23 protein-coding genes are annotated in these 25,042 nt (G+C 37.7%); 7 read left to right on the forward strand and 16 right to left on the reverse strand.

What is annotated here, in order from left to right; all coding sequences use genetic code 11:
* Positions 1 to 363: 363 nt before the first annotated feature.
* On the reverse strand, positions 364 to 837 hold the full coding sequence (locus tag PQ459_07280; GenBank protein WDF48271.1) for a 23S rRNA (pseudouridine(1915)-N(3))-methyltransferase RlmH: 474 nt from the start codon (positions 835 to 837) through the stop codon (positions 364 to 366).
* Positions 838 to 867: 30 nt separating this feature from the next.
* Here PQ459_07280 and PQ459_07285 point away from each other — a divergent pair, with 30 nt between their 5' ends.
* Positions 868 to 1,803 carry a YihY/virulence factor BrkB family protein gene (locus PQ459_07285; GenBank protein WDF48272.1) on the forward strand — a complete coding sequence of 312 codons (936 nt, stop codon included), beginning with the start codon at positions 868 to 870 and terminating at the stop codon, positions 1,801 to 1,803.
* A 208-nt stretch (positions 1,804 to 2,011) separates the two neighbouring features.
* On the opposite strand, the gene nhaA is transcribed toward PQ459_07285, so the two are convergent.
* Complete coding sequence (gene nhaA / locus PQ459_07290; protein WDF48273.1) at positions 2,012 to 3,178, reverse strand: Na+/H+ antiporter NhaA; 1,167 nt, start codon at positions 3,176 to 3,178, stop codon at positions 2,012 to 2,014.
* The gene (locus PQ459_07295) at positions 3,178 to 5,379 is read right to left on the reverse strand and encodes a RelA/SpoT family protein (protein ID WDF48274.1); all 2,202 of its coding nucleotides are present in this window, start codon (positions 5,377 to 5,379) and stop codon (positions 3,178 to 3,180) included. The genes nhaA and PQ459_07295 overlap by 1 nt, the downstream gene beginning before the upstream one ends.
* A gap of 254 nt (positions 5,380 to 5,633) precedes the next feature.
* Here PQ459_07295 and PQ459_07300 point away from each other — a divergent pair, with 254 nt between their 5' ends.
* The 4 genes from PQ459_07300 to PQ459_07315 all read left to right on the forward strand — a co-directional run bounded on the left by PQ459_07300 (position 5,634) and on the right by PQ459_07315 (position 9,575).
* Positions 5,634 to 7,076 carry a circularly permuted type 2 ATP-grasp protein gene (locus tag PQ459_07300; protein WDF48275.1) on the forward strand — a complete coding sequence of 481 codons (1,443 nt, stop codon included), beginning with the start codon at positions 5,634 to 5,636 and terminating at the stop codon, positions 7,074 to 7,076.
* 76 nt (positions 7,077 to 7,152) lie between these two features.
* Positions 7,153 to 8,082 (forward strand): alpha-E domain-containing protein, encoded by a 930-nt coding sequence (locus PQ459_07305; protein WDF48276.1) that lies wholly within the window; start codon positions 7,153 to 7,155, stop codon positions 8,080 to 8,082.
* 57 nt (positions 8,083 to 8,139) lie between these two features.
* Entirely contained in the window at positions 8,140 to 9,120 is a 981-nt protein-coding gene (locus PQ459_07310; GenBank protein WDF48277.1) for a transglutaminase family protein, read from the forward strand.
* Positions 9,121 to 9,152: 32 nt separating this feature from the next.
* Positions 9,153 to 9,575 (forward strand): VanZ family protein, encoded by a 423-nt coding sequence (locus PQ459_07315; protein ID WDF48278.1) that lies wholly within the window; start codon positions 9,153 to 9,155, stop codon positions 9,573 to 9,575.
* A gap of 13 nt (positions 9,576 to 9,588) precedes the next feature.
* On the opposite strand, the gene proC is transcribed toward PQ459_07315, so the two are convergent.
* The 10 genes from proC to PQ459_07365 form a co-directional block, all read right to left on the reverse strand.
* Positions 9,589 to 10,392 carry a pyrroline-5-carboxylate reductase gene (gene proC / locus PQ459_07320; protein ID WDF48279.1) on the reverse strand — a complete coding sequence of 268 codons (804 nt, stop codon included), beginning with the start codon at positions 10,390 to 10,392 and terminating at the stop codon, positions 9,589 to 9,591.
* 24 nt (positions 10,393 to 10,416) lie between these two features.
* Complete coding sequence (locus tag PQ459_07325; protein ID WDF48280.1) at positions 10,417 to 11,118, reverse strand: DsbA family oxidoreductase; 702 nt, start codon at positions 11,116 to 11,118, stop codon at positions 10,417 to 10,419.
* Between the two features lie 54 nt (positions 11,119 to 11,172).
* Complete coding sequence (locus tag PQ459_07330) at positions 11,173 to 12,321, reverse strand: cytochrome c peroxidase (protein WDF48281.1); 1,149 nt, start codon at positions 12,319 to 12,321, stop codon at positions 11,173 to 11,175.
* 2 nt (positions 12,322 to 12,323) lie between these two features.
* Positions 12,324 to 13,718, reverse strand: a complete 1,395-nt coding sequence (locus PQ459_07335) for a hypothetical protein (protein WDF48282.1) — start codon at positions 13,716 to 13,718, stop codon at positions 12,324 to 12,326.
* Positions 13,719 to 13,865: 147 nt separating this feature from the next.
* Positions 13,866 to 15,077, reverse strand: coding sequence for a DUF4876 domain-containing protein (locus PQ459_07340; GenBank protein WDF48283.1), 1,212 nt, complete (start codon positions 15,075 to 15,077; stop codon positions 13,866 to 13,868).
* Positions 15,078 to 15,090: 13 nt separating this feature from the next.
* Positions 15,091 to 17,835 (reverse strand): TonB-dependent receptor plug domain-containing protein, encoded by a 2,745-nt coding sequence (locus tag PQ459_07345; GenBank protein ID WDF48284.1) that lies wholly within the window; start codon positions 17,833 to 17,835, stop codon positions 15,091 to 15,093.
* Between the two features lie 119 nt (positions 17,836 to 17,954).
* Positions 17,955 to 18,989, reverse strand: a complete 1,035-nt coding sequence (murB, locus tag PQ459_07350) for a UDP-N-acetylmuramate dehydrogenase (GenBank protein ID WDF48285.1) — start codon at positions 18,987 to 18,989, stop codon at positions 17,955 to 17,957.
* A complete protein-coding gene (locus PQ459_07355) occupies positions 18,986 to 19,318 on the reverse strand; it encodes a hypothetical protein (GenBank protein WDF48286.1) in 333 nt (110 codons plus the stop codon). The genes murB and PQ459_07355 overlap by 4 nt, the downstream gene beginning before the upstream one ends.
* A 1-nt stretch (position 19,319) precedes the next feature.
* Positions 19,320 to 19,766, reverse strand: coding sequence for a hypothetical protein (locus PQ459_07360; GenBank protein ID WDF48287.1), 447 nt, complete (start codon positions 19,764 to 19,766; stop codon positions 19,320 to 19,322).
* Between the two features lie 17 nt (positions 19,767 to 19,783).
* The gene (locus PQ459_07365) at positions 19,784 to 20,986 is read right to left on the reverse strand and encodes a pyridoxal phosphate-dependent aminotransferase (protein WDF48288.1); all 1,203 of its coding nucleotides are present in this window, start codon (positions 20,984 to 20,986) and stop codon (positions 19,784 to 19,786) included.
* A 332-nt stretch (positions 20,987 to 21,318) separates the two neighbouring features.
* Here PQ459_07365 and PQ459_07370 point away from each other — a divergent pair, with 332 nt between their 5' ends.
* Positions 21,319 to 21,945, forward strand: a complete 627-nt coding sequence (locus PQ459_07370) for a YiiX/YebB-like N1pC/P60 family cysteine hydrolase (protein ID WDF48289.1) — start codon at positions 21,319 to 21,321, stop codon at positions 21,943 to 21,945.
* Between the two features lie 218 nt (positions 21,946 to 22,163).
* Here PQ459_07370 and PQ459_07375 read toward each other — a convergent pair whose 3' ends face one another.
* The gene (locus tag PQ459_07375; GenBank protein ID WDF48290.1) at positions 22,164 to 22,484 is read right to left on the reverse strand and encodes a hypothetical protein; all 321 of its coding nucleotides are present in this window, start codon (positions 22,482 to 22,484) and stop codon (positions 22,164 to 22,166) included.
* A 121-nt stretch (positions 22,485 to 22,605) separates the two neighbouring features.
* On the opposite strand from PQ459_07375, the gene PQ459_07380 reads away from it, so the two are divergent.
* A complete protein-coding gene (locus PQ459_07380; GenBank protein WDF48291.1) occupies positions 22,606 to 22,917 on the forward strand; it encodes an NIL domain-containing protein in 312 nt (103 codons plus the stop codon).
* Between the two features lie 48 nt (positions 22,918 to 22,965).
* Here PQ459_07380 and murA read toward each other — a convergent pair whose 3' ends face one another.
* Together murA and PQ459_07390 are read right to left on the reverse strand one after the other, a co-directional pair.
* On the reverse strand, positions 22,966 to 24,279 hold the full coding sequence (gene murA / locus PQ459_07385) for a UDP-N-acetylglucosamine 1-carboxyvinyltransferase (protein WDF48292.1): 1,314 nt from the start codon (positions 24,277 to 24,279) through the stop codon (positions 22,966 to 22,968).
* Positions 24,279 to 24,947, reverse strand: a complete 669-nt coding sequence (locus PQ459_07390) for a DUF4290 domain-containing protein (protein WDF48293.1) — start codon at positions 24,945 to 24,947, stop codon at positions 24,279 to 24,281. The genes murA and PQ459_07390 overlap by 1 nt, the downstream gene beginning before the upstream one ends.
* Between the last annotated feature and the right edge of the window lie 95 nt (positions 24,948 to 25,042).

The following is a 25,042-nucleotide window of genomic DNA, read 5'->3' on the forward strand; positions in this document are numbered from 1 at the left end:
ATCCGCATCCAATCAAAATGGTTTGTGATTTGAAATAGCCACTCTCGTTTGTATATAACGTTTTATAACGGATATATTTTCCTTGAAGGCTGACGTGTAAATCATCTTTTATTCCAGATTTTCTTAAGTCGTTTCTTCTTTCGATGGAAACCGAATCTGGTTCTGAACCAATCTTTTCTATTGGTCTTTTATTGATGAGTAAAGTGATTTTTGCGTTAGAAATTGGTTTGTTTGAGGAGTCATAAACGTTTCCATTAAATCTTAAAATGCCTCACAAGAAGTTAAACAGAACAATATAACGACAATGTTTATAATTTTAAAAGGAGCTGTTTTCATCAGATTTGTCATTAAAATAATTAAGATCTAATCATTATGATAAGGCTTCCCTTGCAAAATAGTTGCAGCTCTGTAGATCTGTTCCACGAAAAATAAGCGGATCATCTGATGCGTGAAAGTCATTTTGGATAATGAGATTTTTTCATTTGACCTTTGATACATTTCTTCCGAAAAACCATAGGCGCCACCAATTAATATATTAACTTTCTTCACGGAACTTCCCATCCAGAAATCAATTTTCTCAGAGAATTCGCGGCTTGTGAATTGCTTTCCTTTCTCGTCTAGAAGAATGACGAGTTCAGAAGACTCCATTTGACTTAGGAATAATTTGGCCTCCTCTTTCTTCAACTGGTCAGGCGTGAGGTTTTTAGCATTCTTAATATCAGGCATCTCGATAAGTTCGAAATTCCAGTGTTTCGGGATTCTGGGAAGATAATATTTGATGAGAGAAATGATTTCTTTGTCATCCGTTTTCCCAATGCAGATCAAATTAATACGCATTTACTATATTTGTCGTGCAAAGATAAATGAATGGCAAAAAAAATACAGCGTTTTTTCCTTAATATCAAAAACTTTTTCGACGGGATTCATATTCCGGTTTTGGGAATTTCTTTGTGGAAAATGTTCTCGATCTATTCCGATGCGATTTTCAAAAATCCTTTGGGGAGACAGGCTGCGAGTATTTCCTGGAACTTTTTTCTGAGTCTTTTTCCGATGATTTTGTTCTTCTTGTCCGTTTTGCCGTTTATGCCTCATTATGATAAGCTTCAGTTTTATATTTTCGAAGTTTTGATGCCCAGAGTTTTCCCTTCTCATATGCAGAGCGATGTCACGAGTTACATTCAGGAAAGCATCATTCCCAATATGAAATCGATTAGTAATCTTACAATTCTACTGTCTTTCGTTTTTGCGACCAATGGTTGTTTTACTTTGATTAATGGTTTTAATAGAAATACAGAACTCTCCAGAACTTTTGTGAAAGAATATCTTCTGGCGATGCTGGTGACGATATGTTTTCTCACACTCGTGTGTATTTCGATTTTTGGAATCTACTACAGCGAGGTTGTTTTGAAACTTTATACGCCGACTTATGACATCACTTGGTTTACGAAAAACCTTACCAAAATTATCAGTTTCGTTTCTTTTCCGATATTTTATTTTGCGCTGCTAACTTTATTTTACTGGGTTGGCTGCTTGAAGATCACAAGAATCAGAGAAGCGTTTCCTGGCGCAATTTTGACAACAGTTTTGTTTGTTTTGCTGACTTATTTCTTTGCAATTTATGTTTCTAATATTGCCCGTTACAATGTGCTTTACGGATCCATCGGTTCCATTATTTTGGTAATGGTCTGGGTGAACGTGAATGTGTTTTTGGTTTTAATGGGAAATGAACTTAATCTCGCTATCAAAAAAGTGAAGTTGGAAAAGATAGTTCGGGATGAGATGCGGACTCTCAATGGATTTTAATTCAAATCTAAACTTAGTTTTGAAAGGAAATTATTATATTTACAATACTTAAAAGCAACTAACACTAAAATATAATAATATGGCAAAAGGTCAGGACGTAAAAAAGGCTGTGAAAAAGGAGCCTCTGAAAACAGCAAAAGAAAAGAAAGAAGCAAAAAGAGAAAAGAAAAATGCTTCTAAAAGAGATTAAAATAACAAACCTTTCAATTTAATTATTGAGAGGTTTTTTCTTGGATTTCAAAATAAAATATCCCACAATTCCCGATAAAACAGAAGCAATCAAAATACTGATTTTCGCAATATTCTGAATTTCAACTTCATCTGGGAAAGCCAGAAGTGAAACGAAGATTGACATCGTAAAGCCAATTCCGGCCAGAAATCCTACGCCAATCATTTCCCGCCAACCAGAAAATGTTGGTAATGTTGCCCATTTTGATTTGATGGCAACCATTGAAAAAATATTAATGCCCAAAACTTTTCCAATAAATAATCCACCAATAATTCCCAAGCTCAAAGGATTGATAAAACCTTCAAAAATCTCTTTCTGAAAAGTAATATTCGTATTAGCCAAAGCGAATAATGGCATAATCAAAAAACTGACAGGGATGTGCAGTTTACCTTCCAGTTTTTCTAAAGGTGAAATCTCAGTTTTAGACCTATTTGTAGGAATTGTGAAAGCTAAAATTACCCCAGCAATCGTAGCATGAATCCCTGAATGGTGCATAAAATACCAAAGAAAAAGTCCGGGAATGAGATATAATATTAAATTTTTAACACCGTATCTATTCAAGATAATTAACAACATTGTAATTCCTGCACAAATGCCTAGTGAAATCCAGTCAATTTGATCTGTATAAAATAGTGCGATGACCAGAATTGCTCCCAAATCATCTACAATCGCCAACGCACTTAGGAATATTTTGAGTGAAGCTGGAACGCTTTTTCCCAACAGAGAAATGATGGCCAAAGAAAATGCAATGTCCGTCGCCATCGGAATCGCCCAACCATTTTTATAATCTGTGTTGTGATTGAAGATAAAATAGATTAAAGCCGGAATTAGCATTCCGCCAACCGCTGCAAAAATTGGTAAACTTGCTTTTTTGATGTCGGACAATTCGCCTTCCAGCAATTCACGTTTGATTTCCAAACCAACCAAGAGGAAGAATACTGCCATCAATCCATCATTGATCCAAATAGAAACCGAATAATCAAGATGAAAAATCTCCGTCCCAATCTTTGTGTCCAGTAGATTTTGAAAACTTGATGACAATGAAGAGTTTGCAATCAGCAAAGAAATCAAAACACAAATGATCAGAACAATTCCGGAACTTTTGCTGTTGTGAAAAAATTGCTGGAAATATTTGGATAAAACCATTATGTTCGTTTCACTTTAGAAACCCCATTGATGCTTTTCAGTTGTTTGAAGGTTTCCTCCAGCTGGCTCTTATTCTTCACTTCCAAGTTGATGTTTCCTGTAAAGATCCCATCGTTAGACGAGATGCTCATACTTTTCATATCCATATTCATAGAACCACTGATGACCGCTGTAATGTCATTGATCATTCCAATTCTATCCAAGCCTTCTATCTCAATCTTAATTCTGTTTTTGAAACTTTCTGCATTTACCCATTTAGCCTGCAAAACCCGGTAGTCATAATTGGCTCTCAGATTGATAGCATTCGGACAACTCTCACTGTGTATTTTAATTCCGTCCGAAATAGTGATGAATCCAAAAATCTTGTCCCCAGGAATCACTGTACAGCATTTTGCAAAAGAATAGTTTAGTTTTTCTTCATCTTTTCCAAAGACAATCATATCAAGATTGGAATCCACTTTTTCTACAAACTCCTCTTTGTTAGAAGTCTTTCTAAAGCGTTGAAATAGGTTGCTCAATATGCTTTTTCCGTCTGCGTACCGTTTGATATCTCCAATGTCAAAAGTGCCATTTTGGAAACCAAGGAAAAGATCTTGTGACGTTTTCAGGTTAAGGGATTTTTGCAGACCATTAATTTCTTCATCAGAGAAATTCAGTTTTGCATGGCGCATTTTTCTTTGTAGGATTTCCTTTCCTTCTGATGTATTCAGGTTTTTTTCAGAATTAAGAATATTTTTGATCTTGGATTTGGCTTTGGAAGTCACTACAAAATCCAGCCAATCCGGTTTTGGTTTTTGATTCTGAGAAGACAGAATATCAATCTGGTCACCGTTTTGAAGTACGTAACTAATAGGAACCAGTTTTCCATTGATTTTTGCACCAAGACATTTGGTTCCCAAGTCAGAGTGTACAGAAAATGCAAAGTCCAATGCTGTTGCCCCAGTTGGAAGAATCTTGATTTCTCCTTTTGGTGTGAAAACGAAAACTTCCTTGGAGTATAGATTAAGTTTAATATTATCAAGAAGTTCTGATGTAGAAAGGTTTTGCTGTTGTTCCAAAACATCACGAATCTCCGCAACCCAGTTTTCAAACCGTTGATCGTCGGTGTTTTTTCGGTAGCCTTCTTTGTATTTGTAGTGTGCTGCAACTCCTTTTTCAGCAATCTCATTCATTCTTTCTGAACGGATTTGTACTTCGATCCATTTTTTGTCCGGCCCCATCACAGTAAGGTGGAGACTTTCGTAGCCTGTGGATCTTGGCTGCGAGATCCAGTCACGCATTCGGGAAGGATTGCTTTGATAAAGATCTGTCACGATAGAATATATTTTCCAGGCCAGGAATTTCTCATTCCTAGGATCGGATTTGTAAATAATTCTGATCGCATAATTATCATATACTTCTTCGAAAGTCACATTTTGCTTCTGCATCTTACGATAGATAGAGCTGATAGCTTTCGCACGACCTTTGATTGTGAAGTTTAGGTTTTCCTCCTGCAGCTGCTCAGAAACTTCCTTGGTAAATTCCTCAACATATTTTTCACGACCTTCCTTCGCTGTCTCCAACTTGCTTAGGATCTCATTGTAAACTTCCGGATTATTGTATTTGAGAGAAAGATCTTCCAACTCAGATTTGATGGAGTAAAGTCCGAATCTATGGGCCAGCGGTGCGTAGATATAAGCGGTTTCCGATGCAATTTTTTTCTGCTTGATGGGATGCATACTGTCTAGCGTCCTCATATTGTGCAGTCGGTCTGCAATCTTTATAAGGATGACCCGAAAATCTTCGGAAAGTGTGAGAAGTAGCTTCCTGTAATTTTCAGATTGTACAGAAATATTTTGCTGATTCATCACAGAGATTTTGGTCAGTCCACTCACAATGTCAGCAATGGTTTTCCCAAAAATTTTACTTAAGTCCTCGTACGTGTATTCAGAATCCTCTATGACGTCGTGCAGTAGTGCACAAGCGATACTTGTTGCACCTAAGCCGACTTCGTTGGCGACAATCTTTGCAACCTCTATCGGATGATAGATGTATGGTTCTCCGGTTTTTCTGCGCTGATCTTTGTGCGCATCCAAAGCAATGTCAAAGGCTTTTCGGATCAGCTTGTTTTGTTCCTCATCCAAAGTACGGTATGTATTGGTAATGAGGTCTTTGTATCGGGCAAGGATTTCCTTGTTTTCTTTCTCTAAATCGTAGATCATCGGCTTATGTTATCTCTTAACGAATATAAGAAAAATTGAGGCCATTGTCAAGAGTTATTTTGCACGGTCAGAATAAATTTTCGCGTTTTTTTTAGTTGTAATAATTTTTTTTCTAAACATTCGAATTTTAAAATTTGATTAATTTAAATTAAAACCCCTTTTTATTTTAGTTATTGTATATAAAATTTATAAAAAATCACAATATTACCCCTTTAAATTTATATATTAGTTCTTGAAATTATAAAAACTAATATATGGCTGAAGGTTTACTCAATCATTATCAAACTTTGGAAAGTGTTTTTGATGAGATGATGTCTGATCAATTTGTAAGGAGTCATTATCAAGAATTCATTAGTTCTTTTGAAAAAATGGACATTTCTGAAATGGATCAGAAAACTGAGCTTGCCAAAAAGCTTTTTATGACGCAAGGTATCACTTTCACTGTTTATAACGACGGCGAAGGCATCGAGAAAATATTTCCTTTTGATATTGTTCCAAGGATCATCCAATCCGCAGAGTGGGGTTTTATAGAAAAAGGGATCAAGCAACGTTTGAAAGCTTTGAATATATTCCTGAAGGACGTTTATCATCAGCAATTCATTTTGAAAGATGAGATCATTCCTTCTTCTTTGATATATAGCTGTCCGAATTTTCTTCGGGAAATGATCAATGTGGATGTTCCTTTTGATATCTACACGCACATCAGCGGAATCGATCTTATCAGAGACCACGACGGGAGTTATTATGTTTTGGAAGACAATCTCAGAACGCCTTCGGGAGTAAGTTATATGCTTGAGAACCGTAAAATGAGTTACCGCCTTTTTCCTAATATTTTGCCGAACATCAAAGTAAAACAAGTCAATAATTATCCAGATCTACTAATTAAAAATCTACTCTCGCTCGGAAGGCAAATCAGTTCAAAGCCAAATGTGGTCCTTCTCACACCTGGGATTTACAATTCCGCCTATTTTGAACATACCACTTTAGCGAGATTAATGGGAATTGAGTTGGTAGAAGGTCGCGATCTTGTGATTCAAAATCATATGGTCTATATGAAAACGACAAAAGGTCTTAAAAAAGTGGATGTGATCTATCGCCGGGTTGATGATGAATTTTTGGATCCACTGGTCTTTCAGAAAACGAGTGTTTTGGGTGTTCCAGGATTGTATCATTCTTACAGAAAAGGAAATGTGATCATCGTGAATGCAATGGGAAATGGTGTGGCAGACGATAAAGCCATTTATTCTTACGTTCCCGATATGATCCGGTATTATCTCGGCGAAGAACCGTTATTGAAAAGCGTTCCAACCTACCGAATGGAAAATATGGACGAACGGAAATTCGCAATCGAGAATATGGATAAAATGGTCATCAAGAAAACCGACGAAAGTGGCGGTTACGGAATGTTAATCGGCGACGTAGCAACTGATGAAGAGATTGCAGAATTCACCAAGCAGATCAACCTTAATCCAAGAAATTATATCGCCCAACCAATTATCAAATTATCAACTTCTCCCTGTTATATTAATGGTGTTTTGCAACCAAGACGCGTCGATCTGCGTCCATTTGCTTTATACGGTCCAGACGGAATCGATATCGTTCCAGGCGGATTGACAAGAGTGGCGATGAAGGAAGGTTCCATCGTGGTGAATTCCTCACAAGGCGGCGGAAGCAAAGATACTTGGGTCGTGGACTAATTATAAATGATTAATGACCAATTATAAATGATGAAAAATCTAAAAACCAAAAACCATCACCAAACACCAGGACAAAATGTTAAGTAGAGTTGCAGAGAATATCTTTTGGATGAGCCGTTACATGGAGCGCTCCAATTTCCAGATCAAGGTTTTCCATACCCGGTACATTGCCTATCAGGATGGCGCTTCCACAGAAAGTTGGGAGAATTTTTGTGATGAATATCAGATCAAAGTCGATGATGGCGATTACAGTTTTGGAAACCTTTTGTCCAAAGCACTTTTCGATATCGAGAACGATTCTTCTATCGCAAATAATATCTTCCGGGCAAGGGAAAATTGCAGAAGTGCGCAGGATCATATCAACAAAGATGTGTGGCAATGTCTCAACGATTTTCATCATCAAATGAAAGATCAAAGTCTGATCCGTCAGGCAAAATACGGCGATCCGATAAGCGTTTTCGATGCTTTGGTAAAGCAGGCGATGGTCTATTATGGTGTCATTGATAATTCTGTGGCAAGAGATTTTGGCTATTGTTTTATCGAGTTGGGAAAATACGTGGAAAGGATTCTGAATGGCATCAATCTCATCAGGAAACAATGGCTTTTGTACGGCGAGGATCTTTTGGATAATGATTATTCCAGCTGGCGGTATTTTCTGAGTTCGGTGAGTGGTTACGACTTTTATCTTCGGAACAATCTCGGAACAATGGAAAAGGAAAGGATATTTTATCAGATCATTTATGAACCTTTGTTTCCAAATTCAATAGCTTATTGTCTTCAGGAAATAGAAAAGTTTGCCAAACATTTGCAGGCCAACAGCAATGCTGAGGAAAAAGATGAATCTGTGGAATTCTTCATTGGGAAATGTATTGCAAACGTCCAGTTCACGAGGCATCCGAGAACGAGAGATGAAAAAATGCAGTTTCTCGCCAAGATAGAATCCGATGTTTACGAAGTCGTGAATGTCTTTAATCAAAGCTTTTTCGGATTGGTCTTGAAAATCTGAAAATCTGTCTCAATTTAATTATCACTCTAAAACCCTCAAACTCTCCAACCTAATATTATGCCAGTTTTTAACGTTTTACATATCACAAAATACGAATATCCATCGCCTGTTACAGATAGTGCGAACCAAATTATCCTATCGCCTTTGAGTAATGATTTCCAAGAGGTCATCAGCCAGAAATTGAGTCTTTTTCCTAATGTCAAACTTGATTTCTATTTTGATTTTTTCACCAATAAAGTCGGTGTGTTTACCATTGTAGAACCTCACAATTTTCTGGAAATCAAATCAGAATTGGTTGTGGAAACTTACCCGATTGAATTGCCAATTGTCGATATGGATGTCCAAACGCAATGGCAAGATGTAAAAGAGCAAAGTCAGGTTTTTCCTTATGTAGATTTTGTACGTCAGGAAAAGATTCAAAGCAAAGATGAAATCTTCGAAACGGTTAAAGATATCGCAAAACCAGAGTTGTCTGTGATGGAAACAACGACTGAACTTTCTACTTATATTTATGAGAATTTTGCCTACAAACAAGGCGTTACAGATTATGAAACCGAGATTGACGAAATCTGGAAACTGAAAGCCGGCGTTTGTCAGGATTTTGCACACTTGCTTTTGGCGATGCTGAGAATGTTAGGAGTTCCTTCGCGATACGTGAGTGGTTATATCAGTCCAAGTAATCAGGAGCTTAGAGGTGAAGGTGCGACGCACGCCTGGGTCGAGGTTTACATTCCTGGTTATGGCTGGCTGGGGAATGACCCTACAAATAATTGCTGGGTGAGCGACCGACATATCAAAATCGCCATTGGACGAGATTTCAACGATTGTACGCCTGTGAAAGGAACTTACAAAGGTCTTTCTAATCATATTTTAAGCGTTTCAGTGATTATCACAAATGAAAATACCAAAGAAAAAACCAGTTTACCGATTATTCCGATGTATGTGAGAGAAAATCCAAAAGTGATAGAGCAGACGTTGGATAACAATTCTTACCGCCGATTTTTGGAAATTCAGCAACAGCAACAACAGCAGCAGTAATTTTGAATATTAGATTCTGTAATTTTGCAGAAATGTTTCAGAAGTTTTATAAAATTACGATTCCGTTTTACACGATTTTTCTTTTGTATCTGATGTTTTTCGGATTCGGGAGAAGTCAGTACGATATTAATATTGTAAGGCTTTCACCGCTGATCTCCACCTTTAGTTTTGTGAAGGAAACGATTCTGTGGAAAACGATTATCATTAATGTTTTCGGGAACATCATAATGTTTACGCCCTTTGGATTTCTCGGAATTGTCTTTCCGAAACTCAACGATTTTAAAACATTAATCATCAACTTTCTATCTGCAATTATTCTGATAGAAAGTCTCCAATATTTTACAAGACTCGGCGTATTCGATATTGATGATATTATTTTGAATACGGTTGGTGTAGCGATAGGCTTTTGGGTTTATAAATTCTTCAAGTTGAATAATCCATCAACCAACAACTGACAACCAACAACAATTATTTATTCAATTCCTTAGCCCGATTTTCCGCCGCCAAGATTCCTTTTTTCAGGATTGTTTTCAATTCGTTTTCGTCAAAAGTTTTGAGTGCAGCTTCTGTTGTTCCACCTTTTGATGCGACGTCTTTTATTAATTCTTCCAGAGACTTGTCCGAATTATTGATAAGATGATAGGCGCCCAACATCGTTTGTTTCACAAATAGTTTCGAAAGATTTTCATCGATTCCCATTTCGGTTCCGGCTTTTATCATCGCATCGATGATGTAGTAGAAATACGCAGGTCCGCTTCCGGAAAGCGCCGTTACACCGTCCAAAAGACTTTCGTCTTCCAAATAAACAGAGCGTCCTGTCGAATTCAATAGTCGCTCGACATTCATTAATTCAGAAAAAGAAATTCCGTCTGCCGCTGTATAACCCGTGATTCCCATTCCCAGAAGCGTAGGGGAATTTGGCATTGCACGAACCACGAATTTATGATTCAAAAGTTTCTGGATTTTTTCGATGGAAATTCCCGCCATTATCGACAAGACCAAAGATTTTTCTGAAATTTTGAAAGGCAGATTTTCCGCAACAAAAGTAAAATCCTGAGGCTTCACCGCAATGATGATTAAATCGGCTTCCAGATTTTTAACTTCTTCAAAAGTGGAGATTTCTGAGTCGGGAAAAGATTCTTTCAGTTTGGATTTTTTGTTCTCGTTTCTTATGATGAGATGAAGGTTTTGCGGTTTTATCAATTCATATTTCAAGAACGACCTTGAAAACGAAATTCCCATATTTCCTGCTCCTAAAACTGCGATTTTCATAGTTGTGTTTTGTTTTTTTGTGGATTAGCAATTCCCGTCAACGTCACAAGAATCGCCTTCTTCAATAATTTTTAATTTTGAATCATATTCAGAAAATTCTGACCAGCTTTTCTCCAAAACTTCAGAAAAAAGGTCGGTAGGTTGCGCACCAGAGACACCATATTTTTCATTGAAGACAAAAAACGGAACTCCTTTAATGCCTAAGGAACTAGCGGCGAAAATATCATTCTTCACCAACTTTGCCAACTCTGGAGATTGTACCGCATCTTGAATTTCTTCTTTTGAAAATCCCAATTTTTCTCCAATGTCCGAAAGCACTTCAACATCGTCAATATCTTTTCCCAATTGGAAATAAGCTTCGAAAAGAAGTTCTTCCATTTCATTCGCTTTTCCTTTTTCTTTTGCGAGTTGAACCAGCATTTGGCTTTTGAAAGAATTAGAAACCTTCACGTCATCAAAATTAAAATAAATCCCAGCATTTTTCCCCGATTGAATCAGGTTTTCGTGCATTTGCATAATTTGAGACATCGGAAAACCTTTCACTTCAGAGAGATATTCGTAGTGATTTTTAGTCAAATCGGTTTTCATATTGGGGTCGAGTTGGAACGAATGCCAATTGACCTCGACTTTATCATTCTGAGAAAATGCCTGAAGCGCTTTCTCAAAATTTCTTTTTCCGATGAAACAAAACGGACAACGTGTGTCACTCCAAATATCTACTTTCATTGCTTGTCTTAAAATTAATCTATTAATGGAAAACAGAGTAAATTTAGGTAGAATTTATTTAACAGGAATCTCTGGTCTTCTCATTTTGTATTTGGTACCATTCAGAGATTCCAGAAAAGAGATCAAGGCAGATTTTTCATCTTTTGTCAATTTTAATGGTTGCATCAAAGAATCGGTAACAGGATAGGATGGGTCTTTTAATTTTTGCTCAGGTTTTGGGTCAATCATATGCATCCCGCTGTTGTAGATATTTACAATACCTTCCAACTGGTCAAACAAGCCGTTGTGCATCCAAGGTCTGGTCAGGTTAAGGTCTCGTAGCTGTGGTGTTCTGAATTTACCTACATCTTCAGGCTTCTTTGTCACGTTATAAAGTCCCAGATCTTCGTATTCTCTTTTGTAGTAAGTCAGTCCGATATTGTGAAAGGATTCATCGGTCAAGTTTTTTCCATTATGGCAGTTCATACATCTTGCTTTTGTGCGGAAGATGTGCATTCCGTAGATTTCCTGATCGGTAAGCGCATTATATTTGCCATCAATGAATTGGTCAAATCTGCTGGGCTGGCTTTTGATGGTCTTTTGAAATTCGGCAAGCGCTTTCACTATTTTGTTGTAGGTCACTTTTTTATCACCATAAGCGTTTTCAAAAAGAATCGAGTAATCTTTGATCTTTTGGATTTTTTTTGGTAATTGTTTTACATCCATTGCCATCTCGTGATGTGCGCCAAGTGGTCCGGAAGCTTGCTCTTCCAAAGATCTGGCTCGTCCGTCCCAGAAAAAAGCTTTGCGGTCGGCAATATTGTAAAGAGACATTGTATTCCTGTTCCCCATCAGATGGTCATTTCCCAATGCGACACGTCTTTTGTCTGTCCATCCCATTTCTGGGTCGTGGCAAGAGCTGCAGGAGATTTGATTGGAATTTGAAAGTTTTGGGTCAAAGAATAGCATTTTTCCGAGGATCACCTCAGGACGTTCCTGTTCTTTGAAATATAAGGAATCTCGTTTGATGGAGGAAAATTCGTTCCATTTTACGCCGTAATGAATGGTTGGTTTTGGCCATTCTGTGATTGCTTTTTTGTAGCTTTTGACAATTTCTTCGATGCTTGGATCTGGATTGTCCATCAGATCTTGTCCTACTTTTGGAGTAAAACTGAATAATATAAAAACTAGAGCACCGAAAATTGCAAGAAAAAATCTCTTCATCACTAAAATGTTATGCCTAAACTAAGGACAGCAAAATTATTATTTTTTTCTTTAATTCTATTCGTGATCCATTGTCCGCTAACAAAGAAAGAGGGTAGCTTCTGAATTTTGACATCGTATCGCAACAATGCTCCAACAGTAGTGATCTCACTTGTCAGGATTGTGAAGTCATCATAGATCCATTCCAGTTTGCCAGAACTTACATTGGTGTCCAAGGCGTTAATGGCCTTATTCACATTTCGAAAAGCATAATTTGGTCGGAAGGTCAGAACTTGTTTTTTATTGATCTCTAGTTTCAAGTCCAAGTCCAATCCAAAAGTGTAAGAGTCGTATTTTTGACCAGAAAAAGGATAGATTCTACGGTCTGTAACTTCCTGATGAGAAAAAAATGGTATTGCCGTAAAAGTGTATTTTTCTTGATTGAGTTGATATAGACCTTTAATGTTTGTTGTGTAATGTTCTTTTTTGTAGGCTTTTCTTTTGAAGATCACTTCGGTGTTATCAGAATTGCTGGTGTAGCCATATTCTTCGCCAGTTCGGATATTAGAATTATAATTAAGTATCAAACCAATCCGATTATTATTTAAATTAATGAATTTAGCCGCTTCAATTTGAGATATTCTACTTTCCAAATCGCTTGTGTCATAATAGCGATTGCTATTTTTTGGGTAGATGCTTTTTACATTATTTGAGCTCGAAAGCGTTCCGATGATATAAAAGTCTTTCCCATTTTTGCTGGAAATCTGTCCACCAATCTTGTAACCAAATTCCTCAAACTGGGTTTTGAAGCTGTTGTTGAAAAAATAATTGGTATATCCAAATCCAATGGATTGATAAACAATTGGATAGCTGACGATATTTACAAAGCTCAGCGCACTATTCTGTGAATATTTATTAAATTCACCAAATATTCCCACTTGATAATCTCTGTACACTTTATAATTGATCCCGGCAGAAAGTAGCAGGTCGGATGTCGTGTTTCGCAAGCGTGGATCCCTGGATCTGTAAGCCATTTGAGCATCATAACTTCCGGAAAGGCCAAAGGAAAAACGATTCAGTTTTTTTGCAAAACCTCCCGAGAAGTGATAGTTTTCTAAATTAATATCGCCGCCGACAGAATCTAATGTGACGTAAGGCGCTATTCTTTCAAAATCCAGATTCTCGTTGTATCGCAGGTTTTTTCTCGTCATATTGCTATAACTGGCATCTCCCCAAACAACGCTGTTGGACTTCAGTTTTTTGTATGAATTGGTCTTTAGAATCATCCCGTTGTCACCAGAACCCATTTGCCTAAGGTAGGTTTTTTGTTTATCAGACTGATAATTGACATTAAATTCCGACATCGAAAAATCACTATAATCCGACATATTTGCCGGATTATAGTAATAGTTTTTCATTTGTATTCTTTCATCATTGTATTGGTTGCTGATCCTTGGAAATAGCCGTAGACTGTCTTGTCCAAAAATAAAGGTGGAACCTAAAGAAAGAAAAAAAATGAAGAAAGATTTTGATCTATTCATTATTAGAAAAGATTATTTCCAATGTTATTTTACGATACCATTTTTTAAACTTGGTTCAGAATTGCGAACAAAATCCAAAGTCGAATTGTTGGTGTCTTTGTAAAGATTTTTACCGTTTGACATCGTTCCTAATACTTTTCTTCTTACTGTTTTTCCATTGTATCCAGGCGATGCAGTTGTCCATCCTGCATCAATAGAAGGTGTGGTAACGATTTGAAGGAAGTCATTCTCACGGGTTGTGTTAAGCGCATCTACGATCCAGGTATTTGGGATTTTATAAACACTTCTATTCGTAACGCCTCCTGCTGAATTGGTGTACGAATAATCGTATTTGTTTTGTGCCAGGAATGTCTCAGAAGTTTGTCCTTCGGGAAGTCTTGCCAACGCATAGCCTTGCTGACTGGTTGTGTAGAGGAAGATCATATTGAAAGTCATCTGAGTATAAGCTATGTTCATATTCGGAACACTTGGGTTGTCCACTTGTCCAAGACTTGGGTTTGTAGAAGGAAATTCAAAATCCGCGTTTGTCAAATTGAAACCGTTAGAAGCAGTATGGTCAATCGCATTATCTGCTACAACGATGAAGCTTCCTGGCTGCACCGGATGTTCCTTGCCTGTTCCCGGAACAATCATTACCGCACTGATAGGGAAGGCCTGATCTACAATGTTCGGTGTTACCGTTCTAGCCACAGTTGTAAAAAATTCTGAAGTTGCGATCATCAATCGGTCTGCATAAAGAACCTCATCTGTATTATTGGTAATTTTGAAATAACGGGAATTGTTGTAATTTTTACCGTCATTTGTTTTTACACCAGCAAAGAAAACCTCTTCTATGATGAAATCTTTGTTAAATTGTTTGATGATCAACGGCAAAGATAGATTGACAACACCAGTATTGATATCCTGTTGAGCAGTTGCACCTACTTGTACTTCCTCGTTGTCTTTGGTTACAACGGTTCCGTTGGCTACGATTTTGTAAGATCCATAAGGTAATTCAAAGGAATAGGCACTTGCATTTTCCAATGTTTTTTTTGTGATGGCTCCGGAATTGGTTTCTAGGATCTCCAGTTCAATTGTTTTGAAAGTGGCAATATTGTCGCCTGCCAAAGTTACAGTAAGAACACTTTTGTTAGAAACTTCTGTCCCGAAGTCATCATCGTCGCTAGAGCAAGAAACAATTACTGTTGTAGAAGCCAGGACGGCCATAAAACCGATTGCTAAAAATCTTTTTTTCATAATATATTAAATTTTAAAAGTTATAATTGAGTTCCATTCCGAAGTAAGGTTCGTTCCCATCCTTTCTGATGATTTTTGTTCCCACGAAATAGTATGGATGTTCGTAACTGAATAATCTGTTGACAAACATTGATGTTTTAAGACTTTTGTAAATGATCTTTGTCACTTTGAAATTTGCCCGGATCGTATAGGTGTATCTCCTGGGAAGATTGTCTGAAGTAGAGACGTTTCTTACAAGCCATTGTTTAAAAGTATCTGTTCTGTCAGATTCCAAAAAAGGATGTGTTACGCCGTCCAGGTCAATATAAGAAATTGGCTCTGGTATTCTATGATCTTGTTTCTGATAATTGTATAGAGAACCTTGTACTGAAGCGGAAACTATCAATCCTAAATTAGGAATATAAGTATCTATGATCAGATTGTAATTAAGGTTTTCATTGATATAACCGTGATCATTTTTGTAAATTCCGTAGTAGGGATAGGAGCTTCCAACTAAGGAAATACCTGGACGTTCCAAAACAGGAACCGTATTTCTATATTGTGTTTTGAACCAGGCACCAGTTAAAGTAAATTTGGTATTGATGCCTTTAATCCTCGGGGAAGTGTAGCCAAACTCAATCCCGTCTTTAAGCGTAGCACTTCCGTTCTCTGTGATACTATAATCACCAAATTCTCGGATGGTCTCGTATGGAACATCGGTCAAATCAGGTCCATTTTCCCCCCACTGTGACAGGTCGATATAGGCTGTATTGTATTTCTTATAAGAATGAACTGGATTTTGTGTTGTGCTTCGGAATCCGTTTTTAAGGTCTTCTTTGAAATAGGTGATGAAGAAGTCGTGACCTTTGTAACTTAGATCAAGACGCATCTCTTTCTTAATGTTCTTTGCAGCAGTTAAGTTTTTATTTTCACGGTTCTGAACATAGGTCATAAAGTTGACGTAGCGGTAGTTTTCGTCATTGTGGTAATAATTCACCTGAGCATAATCCGAAAATTTCTGATTAGGATATAACATCAACAAAGTTGGTTGCTTGTACAGGATTCCGTAGCCTAGTGTTACATCTATTTTCAAGGGATTGTCATTAATGAAAATATGTGGCAGGTTGTACTGGAAGTTAGCTCTGGGCTCTGCGAATATCTTTTTGCTGATGGCATAGGAATTATCGATTCCCAGAAGTTTGGAAACGCGCAGACCTGTATATAGAGTAAACTTGTGCTGATTGAGATTATAAGACATTTGGTTTCCTGCAAAAAGAGCCAAATTCTGCCAAGCAGGAATATCATCAAATTCCCTTGGTCTTGTTCCTATAGTTGCGGAAGGTGGCGTTGCCATATCCCATTGTTGGCCTTTTCCAAAGTTTTTGGAATATTTCCAATCGATGCCTATTTCATATTCATTATTAAGCTTGCCAATTTTTCTGGAACCTGTGGCTTGAGAAAAGACGGATAGATCCATAGGTTTTCCGTCTGTAGAAGATTCTGCAATATAACGCGTGTTTGGATAGATCCCAATGTTTTCTCCAGCGGTTGTAGCTAGAGAAAGAGCTCTGGGGCCAGAAAGCTGTACCAATTTGACCTGTTCTATACGCTCGAACCCTTGTCGGATGGCCGTATTCAAAACCAATTTGTCGAAAATAGCGTTAGCATCAAGTTTGTAAATGAAGTTGTTGGTAATGCTTACACGCTGGTTGGAGTTTTTATAAGAATCTGTCAATGCATAACCCGTGTCAGGGTCATACTTCTTTTTATCGATGTTGTTAGAGAAATCGATATTCGAACGCCATTCCAGTGGTCTTTCCCAAAGGTTTGTTTTTAATTTGGAGCGTAATGATGCAGTGATTCTCTGATAGTTTTCAAATTCATCAGTTGGATTTTGCTTGGAATCCAAATAGTCCATATTGGCATTGATACTCCAGTTTTTATTAATAATAAAACCTTTCCCAACATAATATTGTTTGCTGAAACCATCCGCCTTAAATCTTGCTTCCAAAGCTGAATAACCAATTTTTCTCTCGATTTTGATGACCCCTGAAGTCAAATCTCCATAGGCAGCAGATGGGATTCCTCGGATGACTTCCACTTTTTCAATATCATTGGTGGATATCGTTCGCATATCTGTTCCTATGCCTGGTGTCGTCCTGTTTCTTGGAGCTTCGCCCATTTGGGTATCATCAATTGAGGTCTGCAGATTGGCATTGGTGTTCCAGACGTTGTCGTCGATCATGAACTGAGTACCTAAAGATGTTGTATTATAAGACGAAGGACCACCTGGATTTTCTCTTAATAAGACTCTATTGGCTGTGCTGAGGTTGGGGTCTCGGGACAATCCACCCGGAAGCAATTCCATCAGGTCTGCAAAACTGGAAGGCTGCAAATGTTCCATCGCTTGTCTGTTGATGACAGATTTGCTGGTCAGGCCTTTACCTTCCTTTGCAGTAATGATGACTTCTGCAATTCTGGTCTCTTTTTTTAACTCTACCGTTTGCGTTTGCTGACTTTCAACATTGAGATGAAACTCTTTTTCATCGTAACCATCTCGCGTAATAAGTATGGTGTGTTTTCCTTTTGAAAGATTGAGAACGGCAATTCCATCCGTATTGGTAAGTACATCTTTTTCTCGGTCTTGCTTTACGATTGCATTCACCAAGGGACCTTTCGAATCATTAAGAACTTGAATGGTAACAGGAAAACTTTCGGATTGTGCTTGTACATTGATGCACACAAAACTCAAAAGAAAAAAACAGAAGTATTTAAACACACCGGTTATTTAAAAATAAGGGTGCAAAAGTATAGATTAGATTAAGTTAATCCAATGTTTATTTAGACTTATTTAAAATAAGGAATATGATTTTTGTCTTGTTTTGAGATAATAGGTTTTTAAATGATATTCACTTCCCGTTCCAGCTCAATCCCATATTTTTCTTTTACGGAATCAAGAATCATTGTTGAGAAATCAAAAATCTCTTTTCCAGTCGCATTCCCAGTTGCATTGATGATGACCAAAGCCTGCAATTTGTGCGAAGCCACATTCCCGATTTGTTTGCCTTTCCAACCACACTGTTCAATTAGCCAGCCGGCGGGGACTTTTACAAAATCGCCATTCGGATAACCCGGAATATTTTCGAATTTTAGTTTTAAAGTCTCATATTGAGTGAGCGGAATTGTCGGATTTTTAAAGAAACTTCCAGCGTTTCCAATCTCTTTTGGGTCGGGCAATTTGCTTTGTCTGATGTTAATCACTGCTTTGGAAACATCTTGAATAGTCGGATTGATGATTCCTATACTTTCCAATTCCGATTGGATGGCACCATATTCAACATCAATTCTATGGGTTTTTGTGGTCAATCGGAAAGTCACTTCCAAAATCACATATTTCCCTTTTCCTTCCTGCTTGAAAATCGAGTCTCTGTAACCAAATCGGCATCTTTCTACATTGAACACTTCGAGAGCCTCAGTGTGACATTCGTTGAGCGTTTCAAGATTCAAAACTTTGCAACTTTCAAATACGTCCTTGATTTCCGTACCGTAAGCGCCAATATTTTGCATCGGCGAAGTTCCGACGTTTCCTGGAATCAACGACAGATTTTCCAATCCACCATAATTTTTCTCAAGACAAAACATCACAAATTGATGCCAGTTTTCACCCGCTTTTGCAGTGACATAAACTTCATTATCATTGATGATTTCCTCCGTGATTCCTTTAAGATTTAATCTAATTGCCAAACCTTCAAAATCCTTTGTCAAAAGCAAATTGCTTCCGCCACCTAGGAAGAGTTTGGGCGTTTGAGGGTTTGAGGATTTGAGAGTTTCTGTGAGTTCTTCTACTGAATTGACTTCAGCAAAATATCTAGCAGAAACATCTACGCCAAAGGTGTTGTAAGTTTTGAGAGAAATGTTTTCCTGAATTGTCATAAATTCTTTGAAATGTATAGAGTGTCTGATTTTAAAATGCCAAATACTTTTGGGGTTTTAAAAACATCAATTTTTTGTTCATTATTTATATTCTTATCGAATCTCTCTTTTATTAACAACTCCTTTTTTTGGATTTTAAATTTTTTATCTATCTCAAAATCCCATCTACTTTCAAAATAATCATAATAGTGGTCACTTCCTTTGTAAAAATAACCTTCAAACGTAGGAGAAGAATTTATTACGAATGTATTTTCAGAAGCTTTTACTTCCATATATTTTTCACAAGATAATGTTAAAATAAAGATTGAGAATAATAAAATTCTTCTCATCTTATTTATACTGAGGAAGCAAATTATTCAATTCGGTTTTCAATTTTTCCAATTGCTTGTAACCTACAGATCCAACGGGAACATTGTAAAATTCATATTCTTTGGAATCTGTAACGATGGTAAAAATCTGATCTGGACCGTCATAATGTCCGCGTCTTTCGCCACTTTGGGTTTTTTCTAAAACTGAGATATCAATTCCGGAAACTAATTTTGTCCAATCCTTCGTATTTATTTTCTTCTTGAAGCTTGGGAATTCCTCAGTTCTTCCACCTCTCGCAGATGATTCCAAAGAGTCTTTGCTTGCATTGATAAAAGTTGCGCCGCCTCGTCCCATTGTATGTCTGTACGAAATCGATTTGATGGACGAAGTCGTTTGAGCAGTTGTTTTGCAACTAAGCAAAAATAAACTGATTGCTGAAAGGACGAATCCTATTTTGATAATTTTCATCACTGTATTTTTTTATTTTAATTAAATTCAGAATTGTATTGGGTGATCGCATCTTTCAGGATCTCAACACTTCTTTTCAGGTCTTCCTGTTTCAAAACGTAAGCGATCCTCACTTGTTTTTTTCCAAGTTCAGGATTGCTGTAGAAGCCACCCATTGGCGCGACCATTACGGTTTCGCCGTTGTTGGAATAGCTTTCCAAAAGCCATTGTGCAAACTTCTCTGTGTCATCCACTGGCAATTCTACACCACAGTAAAATGCGCCTTTTGGTTTTGGACAGATGACGCCTGGGATCTCATTCAATAATCCGACCAAAAGGTCACGGCGCTGTTTGTATTCCTCTCTTACTTTAGCAATATATTCTGCATCATTTTTATGCGCCGCAGTTGCCGCGATCTGTCCCAATAGTACTGGACTCAATCTGGCCTGAGCAAAAAGAATTGCCGCGTCGTGAATTTTTTTGGAACGCGTGATGAGGCAGCCAATTCTTGCGCCACACATCGAATATCTTTTCGATTCAGAGTCGATGACGATAACGTTGTCTGCCACTTCTGGAAACTCGAACATAGAGATCTGCTGTTCTCCGTCGTAAACATATTCTCTGTAAACTTCGTCGGAAATAATGACGATGTCGTGCTTTTTTGCGATTTCTGCCAATTGCTGAAGTTCTTCTCTTGAATACAAATAGCCTGTTGGATTGCCTGGATTACAGATGACGATCGCTCTTGTTTTATCTGTAATTCTTTTCTCAAATTCCTCGATTTCTGGCAAAGCAAATCCTGTATCAATCGTAGATGGAACAGCAACGATATTGATGTTGAAAGTTCCTGCAAAACCGTTATAATTTGCGTAGTAAGGTTCTGGAATGATAATTTCGTCTCCATCATCGCAAAGTGTGGAAATGGCGAAGTTCAAAGCTTCGGAACCACCGTTGGTTACGATGAAATTATCGGTGGTGAGATCTGTGAATCCTAAAGAATGGTAGTAGTCTCTAAGCGCAGTTCTGTATTCCAGATTACCTTCGGAAAGGGCGTATTCGTAGATTTTGAGGTGGTTGTTTTTGATGGCTTCCAGCGCTGTCTCCGGCGTTTCGATGTCGGGTTGACCAATATTGAGGTGGTAAACTTTGATTCCTTTCTGTTTTGCTGCTGTTGCAAACGGAACTAATTTTCTAACTGGAGACGCGGGCATATGTTGAGCGCGCTGAGATATTTTCGGCATTGTTTATTGACTTTGGGATACAAAAATAGTGATTTTTTGGTTGTCGGTTGATGGTTGTCAGTTGATAGTTTTCAAAATTCGAGAGAATGTGATTTGATGACAGATCGTGAACATTTGCGAAGCTGCAGCCCGGCCTGAGTGAAAATCCTTTTTTGCTTGTACTAACATTCTGTTGAACTGGAAACTGTCTGCAAAAAAGATTGGGAACGGAGGACGGAAAAGCTGCCATAAAAATATTTGTAAATAGCTTTCGACTCAAAGTCTAATAGCTGCCCAAAAAATTAATAAGTAAATGCTTTCTGTAATTTGAATCTTCAATTATCTTTGCAGCTATGAAAAATTTTGTTTTACTTTTTTTGTTCTTGTTGACATTAAGTTGTAAAACTTACAATACCTCAATTTTGGAAAACGGTGACCTACTTTTTGTGCCTGCTGTAGAAACGGGATTGTCCGGCGCCATCAATAATGTGACGCAAACGGAAAAGAAAACTTCGTACGACCATATCGGAATCGTGAAGAAGGAATCTGAGCATTTGTACGTATTACACGCTGCTCCAAAAGGTGGTTCTCAGAAACAAAAACTCAATTCTTTTTTGAAAGAGCAAACCAAACTCGGACAGAAAATCGACGTTTATCGTTTGAAAGAAGCATACAAATCGTCCATTCCAAATTCTGTTTTGAAAGCTGAAACTTTGGTTGGCAAGCCTTATAATTTCAATTATATTCTGGATGAAAATTCTTATTACTGCTCAGATTTTGTGGAAAGAGCTTTTCGGGAAAATCAAATCTTCACATTGGAACCAATGACATTCATCGACCCGAAAACGAAAAAGACGAATGCGTTTTGGGAAAAGTTCTATCAAGATAGAAAACTGAAAGTTCCGGAAGGTGAGCCAGGCTGTAATCCAAACGGTTTGGCTGCTTCTGAAAAATTGAGTAAAGTCGGGGAACTGAAATAAAATTTTTTTAAATTTAATTCATACTTATTTGGTGGGAATTAAATAATTTATATATTTGCAGTAGAATTAGAATTAAATGAAAGGCATCTTCTCTCAAATCATAATGTGTAACTCCAAGTAAATCATTGGATAGGAGAGAATATGTCATAAGCTTTACCTTTCCGGTAGAGCTTTTTTTATTTAAAAATTTTAAGAACAATGAATCAAACAAATAAATTTTACACGGACGAAAATACAGTCAGATCGACTGCGTTTTTGGTGATCATTGTTCTCGCGGTCGCCCTTATTTTCAAGTGGCCGTATTTGGTTTTACTCTTAGTTTTTGATTTTATTATGAGGGCTTTAGGCTTATCACTTTCTCCTTTAGCCCTTTTTTCAAGATCGATCTCGAAAATATTGGGATGGAAAAGGAAACCGATATTCGCCGCACCAAAAAGATTCGCGGCGACATTGGGTTCTCTTTTTACATTATTAGTTTTTTTATTAATGCTCAATGGATTGTATGATCCGGCTTTCGCAGTCGGGTTTCTCCTGATCATCTTAGCCAGTCTGGAAAGCTTTTTCAAGGTTTGCGTCGGCTGCTATCTCTACCAATTCATTGTGATTCCCATCCAAAATAAATTTAAATAACAAATCAACTCACCAAAAAAATATTCAATTATGATCTATCCACAAGAAACGCAGAAAGGAGGCTTCTTTCAAAAGCCCGCAAAGGAAATAATCCTGGAAATAGAACTGAATGGTAAAATAAGATTTGATATCCTGCTTTACACGATCTACAATCATTACAAGATCAGCTACAAGATCGTGAACGCCCATATCGAATATCTGAATGGCAATAACTTCGGCAACGTAAAACTTCTTCTGAAGATCACGGATGACGAAATTGATAAGATTGAAAATTACCTTGGTGAATACAAACTGATGAGTTGCAAAATACCAGTCCTACAACAAACAAAGGAAGCTTCATAATGAGCTTCCTTTAATTTTTTATAAACGATCAAGCTGTCGGCTGACAACTTATTGTTCGATTCTTCTGATGTCTGCGCCAATCGCTCTCAATCTTTCGTCGATATTCTCATAACCACGATCGATCTGTTCGATGTTCTGAATGATGGATTTTCCTTCTGCAGAAAGCGCCGCGATCAACAAAGCATTTCCAGCTCTGATGTCTGGCGAAACCATAGACGTTCCTCTCAATGGTGTTTCCTGATTCATTCCGATGACGGTTGCTCTGTGTGGATCGCAAAGGATGATCTGCGCGCCCATATCGATCAATTTATCGACGAAGAACAAACGGCTCTCGAACATTTTTTGGTGGATCAAAACAGAACCTTTGGCCTGAGTTGCCACAACCAATATGATTGATAAAAGATCCGGCGTAAATCCTGGCCAAGGTGCATCTGAAACTGTCAAGATTGATCCATCGATGAATTTCTGGATCTTATAATTCTCCTGAGAAGGAATATAGATATCATCGCCTCTTTGTTCCAATTCAATTCCTAGTTTTCTGAAAGTATTTGGGATCACGCCCAGTTCATTCCAGTTTACATCCTTGATGGTGATCTCCGATTTGGTCATCGCAGCCAATCCTATCCAAGAGCCGATCTCTACCATATCTGGTAGCATTCTGTGGTCTGTTCCGTTCAATTTGTCAACACCTTCTACAATTAGAAGATTGGAACCAATTCCGGAGATATTTGCACCCATTCTGTTCAGCATCTTGCATAGTTGCTGAAGATATGGTTCGCAAGCCGCGTTGTAAATACTTGTTTTTCCTTTTGCCAAAACGGCAGCCATTACAATATTGGCCGTTCCGGTTACAGAAGCCTCTTCAAGAAGAATGAATTTTCCTTTCAGTTCTTTAGCTCTTAGAGAATAATAAGCTTCTTCCTCATCATAAGTGAATTCTGCGCCCAATTCCACAAAACCTTGGAAATGCGTGTCCAAACGTCTTCTTCCGATCTTGTCTCCACCTGGTGTTGGCAAATAGGCTTCCCCAAATCTCGCCAACATCGGACCCAAGATCATCACAGAACCTCTCAGTTTTGCGCCATCTTTCTTGAATTCCTGAGATTTTATATAATCGAAATTGACCTCATCTGCTTTGAAAGTGTAGTCTCCTTTTCCGTTTTTCGTAACTTTTACGTTAAAATCCTGTAAGATGTCAATCAATTTGTTGACATCTTTAATATCCGGAATATTACTGATTCGCACCTCATCTTCAGTCAACAAAACAGCACAAAGGATTTGTAAAGCTTCATTTTTCGCACCTTGTGGTGTGATCTCTCCGCTTAATTTTTTTCCTCCTCGTATTTCGAACGCATTACTCATTATTTTCTCTTGTTTTTATGGTTTTGGAAGTTATTCCTTCTGTTATTGTTGTTATTATTTTGATTTGGATTCCTGTTGTTACTATTTGGGTTCCTGTTGTTATTGTTCCTGTTGGCAGCGTAGTAGATCTTGCTTCTTTCCAGAGATTCCAAAGTGGTAAGGTCCAATTTGTCATTGGAAAGTTCCTTCAAGTGGCGGAAGATCACATCGTCCTGCACGTGTTCCTTGTTGTAGACATTGTAGGACTTTTTCATATTGTTGGCGATCACGTGGGTCAAAGCTTCTTTTTCGTCGCCTTCTTCCAGTGCGATGGCTTTTTCTATCAATTGCAGGATGCTCTTTCCGTAGAATTTATAAGCATTATCCAAAGAAGGATAGTCCATTTTTCTAGGTTTCGTGATCAGGTCATCCGCAGAAAGTACCGGATACGGAGAATCTACATCCAAGTTGTGGTCTGCCAAAATAAACAAGTGGTCCCAAAGCTTGTGCTTGTAGTTTTCCTCATCGCGAAGATGTGGGTTTCTCTGTCCCATAAACTCGATGATGGCAAGCGCCATTTCATTTCTTTCCTCTTTTGTTTGCAGGGTTTTGCAATGCTCCACCAGCTGCTGTATGTTGCGCCCATATTCGGGCAGTAATAGTTGTGTTCTGTCGGTATTATAATCCATAATGTGCAAATATAAAAATATAAAATCAGAAAAAATTCAATTTTAAAATTTTAGAAAAAACTAACAATTATTTGGGCGTGTCCCTTTGTTTCCCA

The organism is Chryseobacterium sp. KACC 21268, from assembly GCA_028736075.1.
Lineage (GTDB): Bacteria > Bacteroidota > Bacteroidia > Flavobacteriales > Weeksellaceae > Epilithonimonas.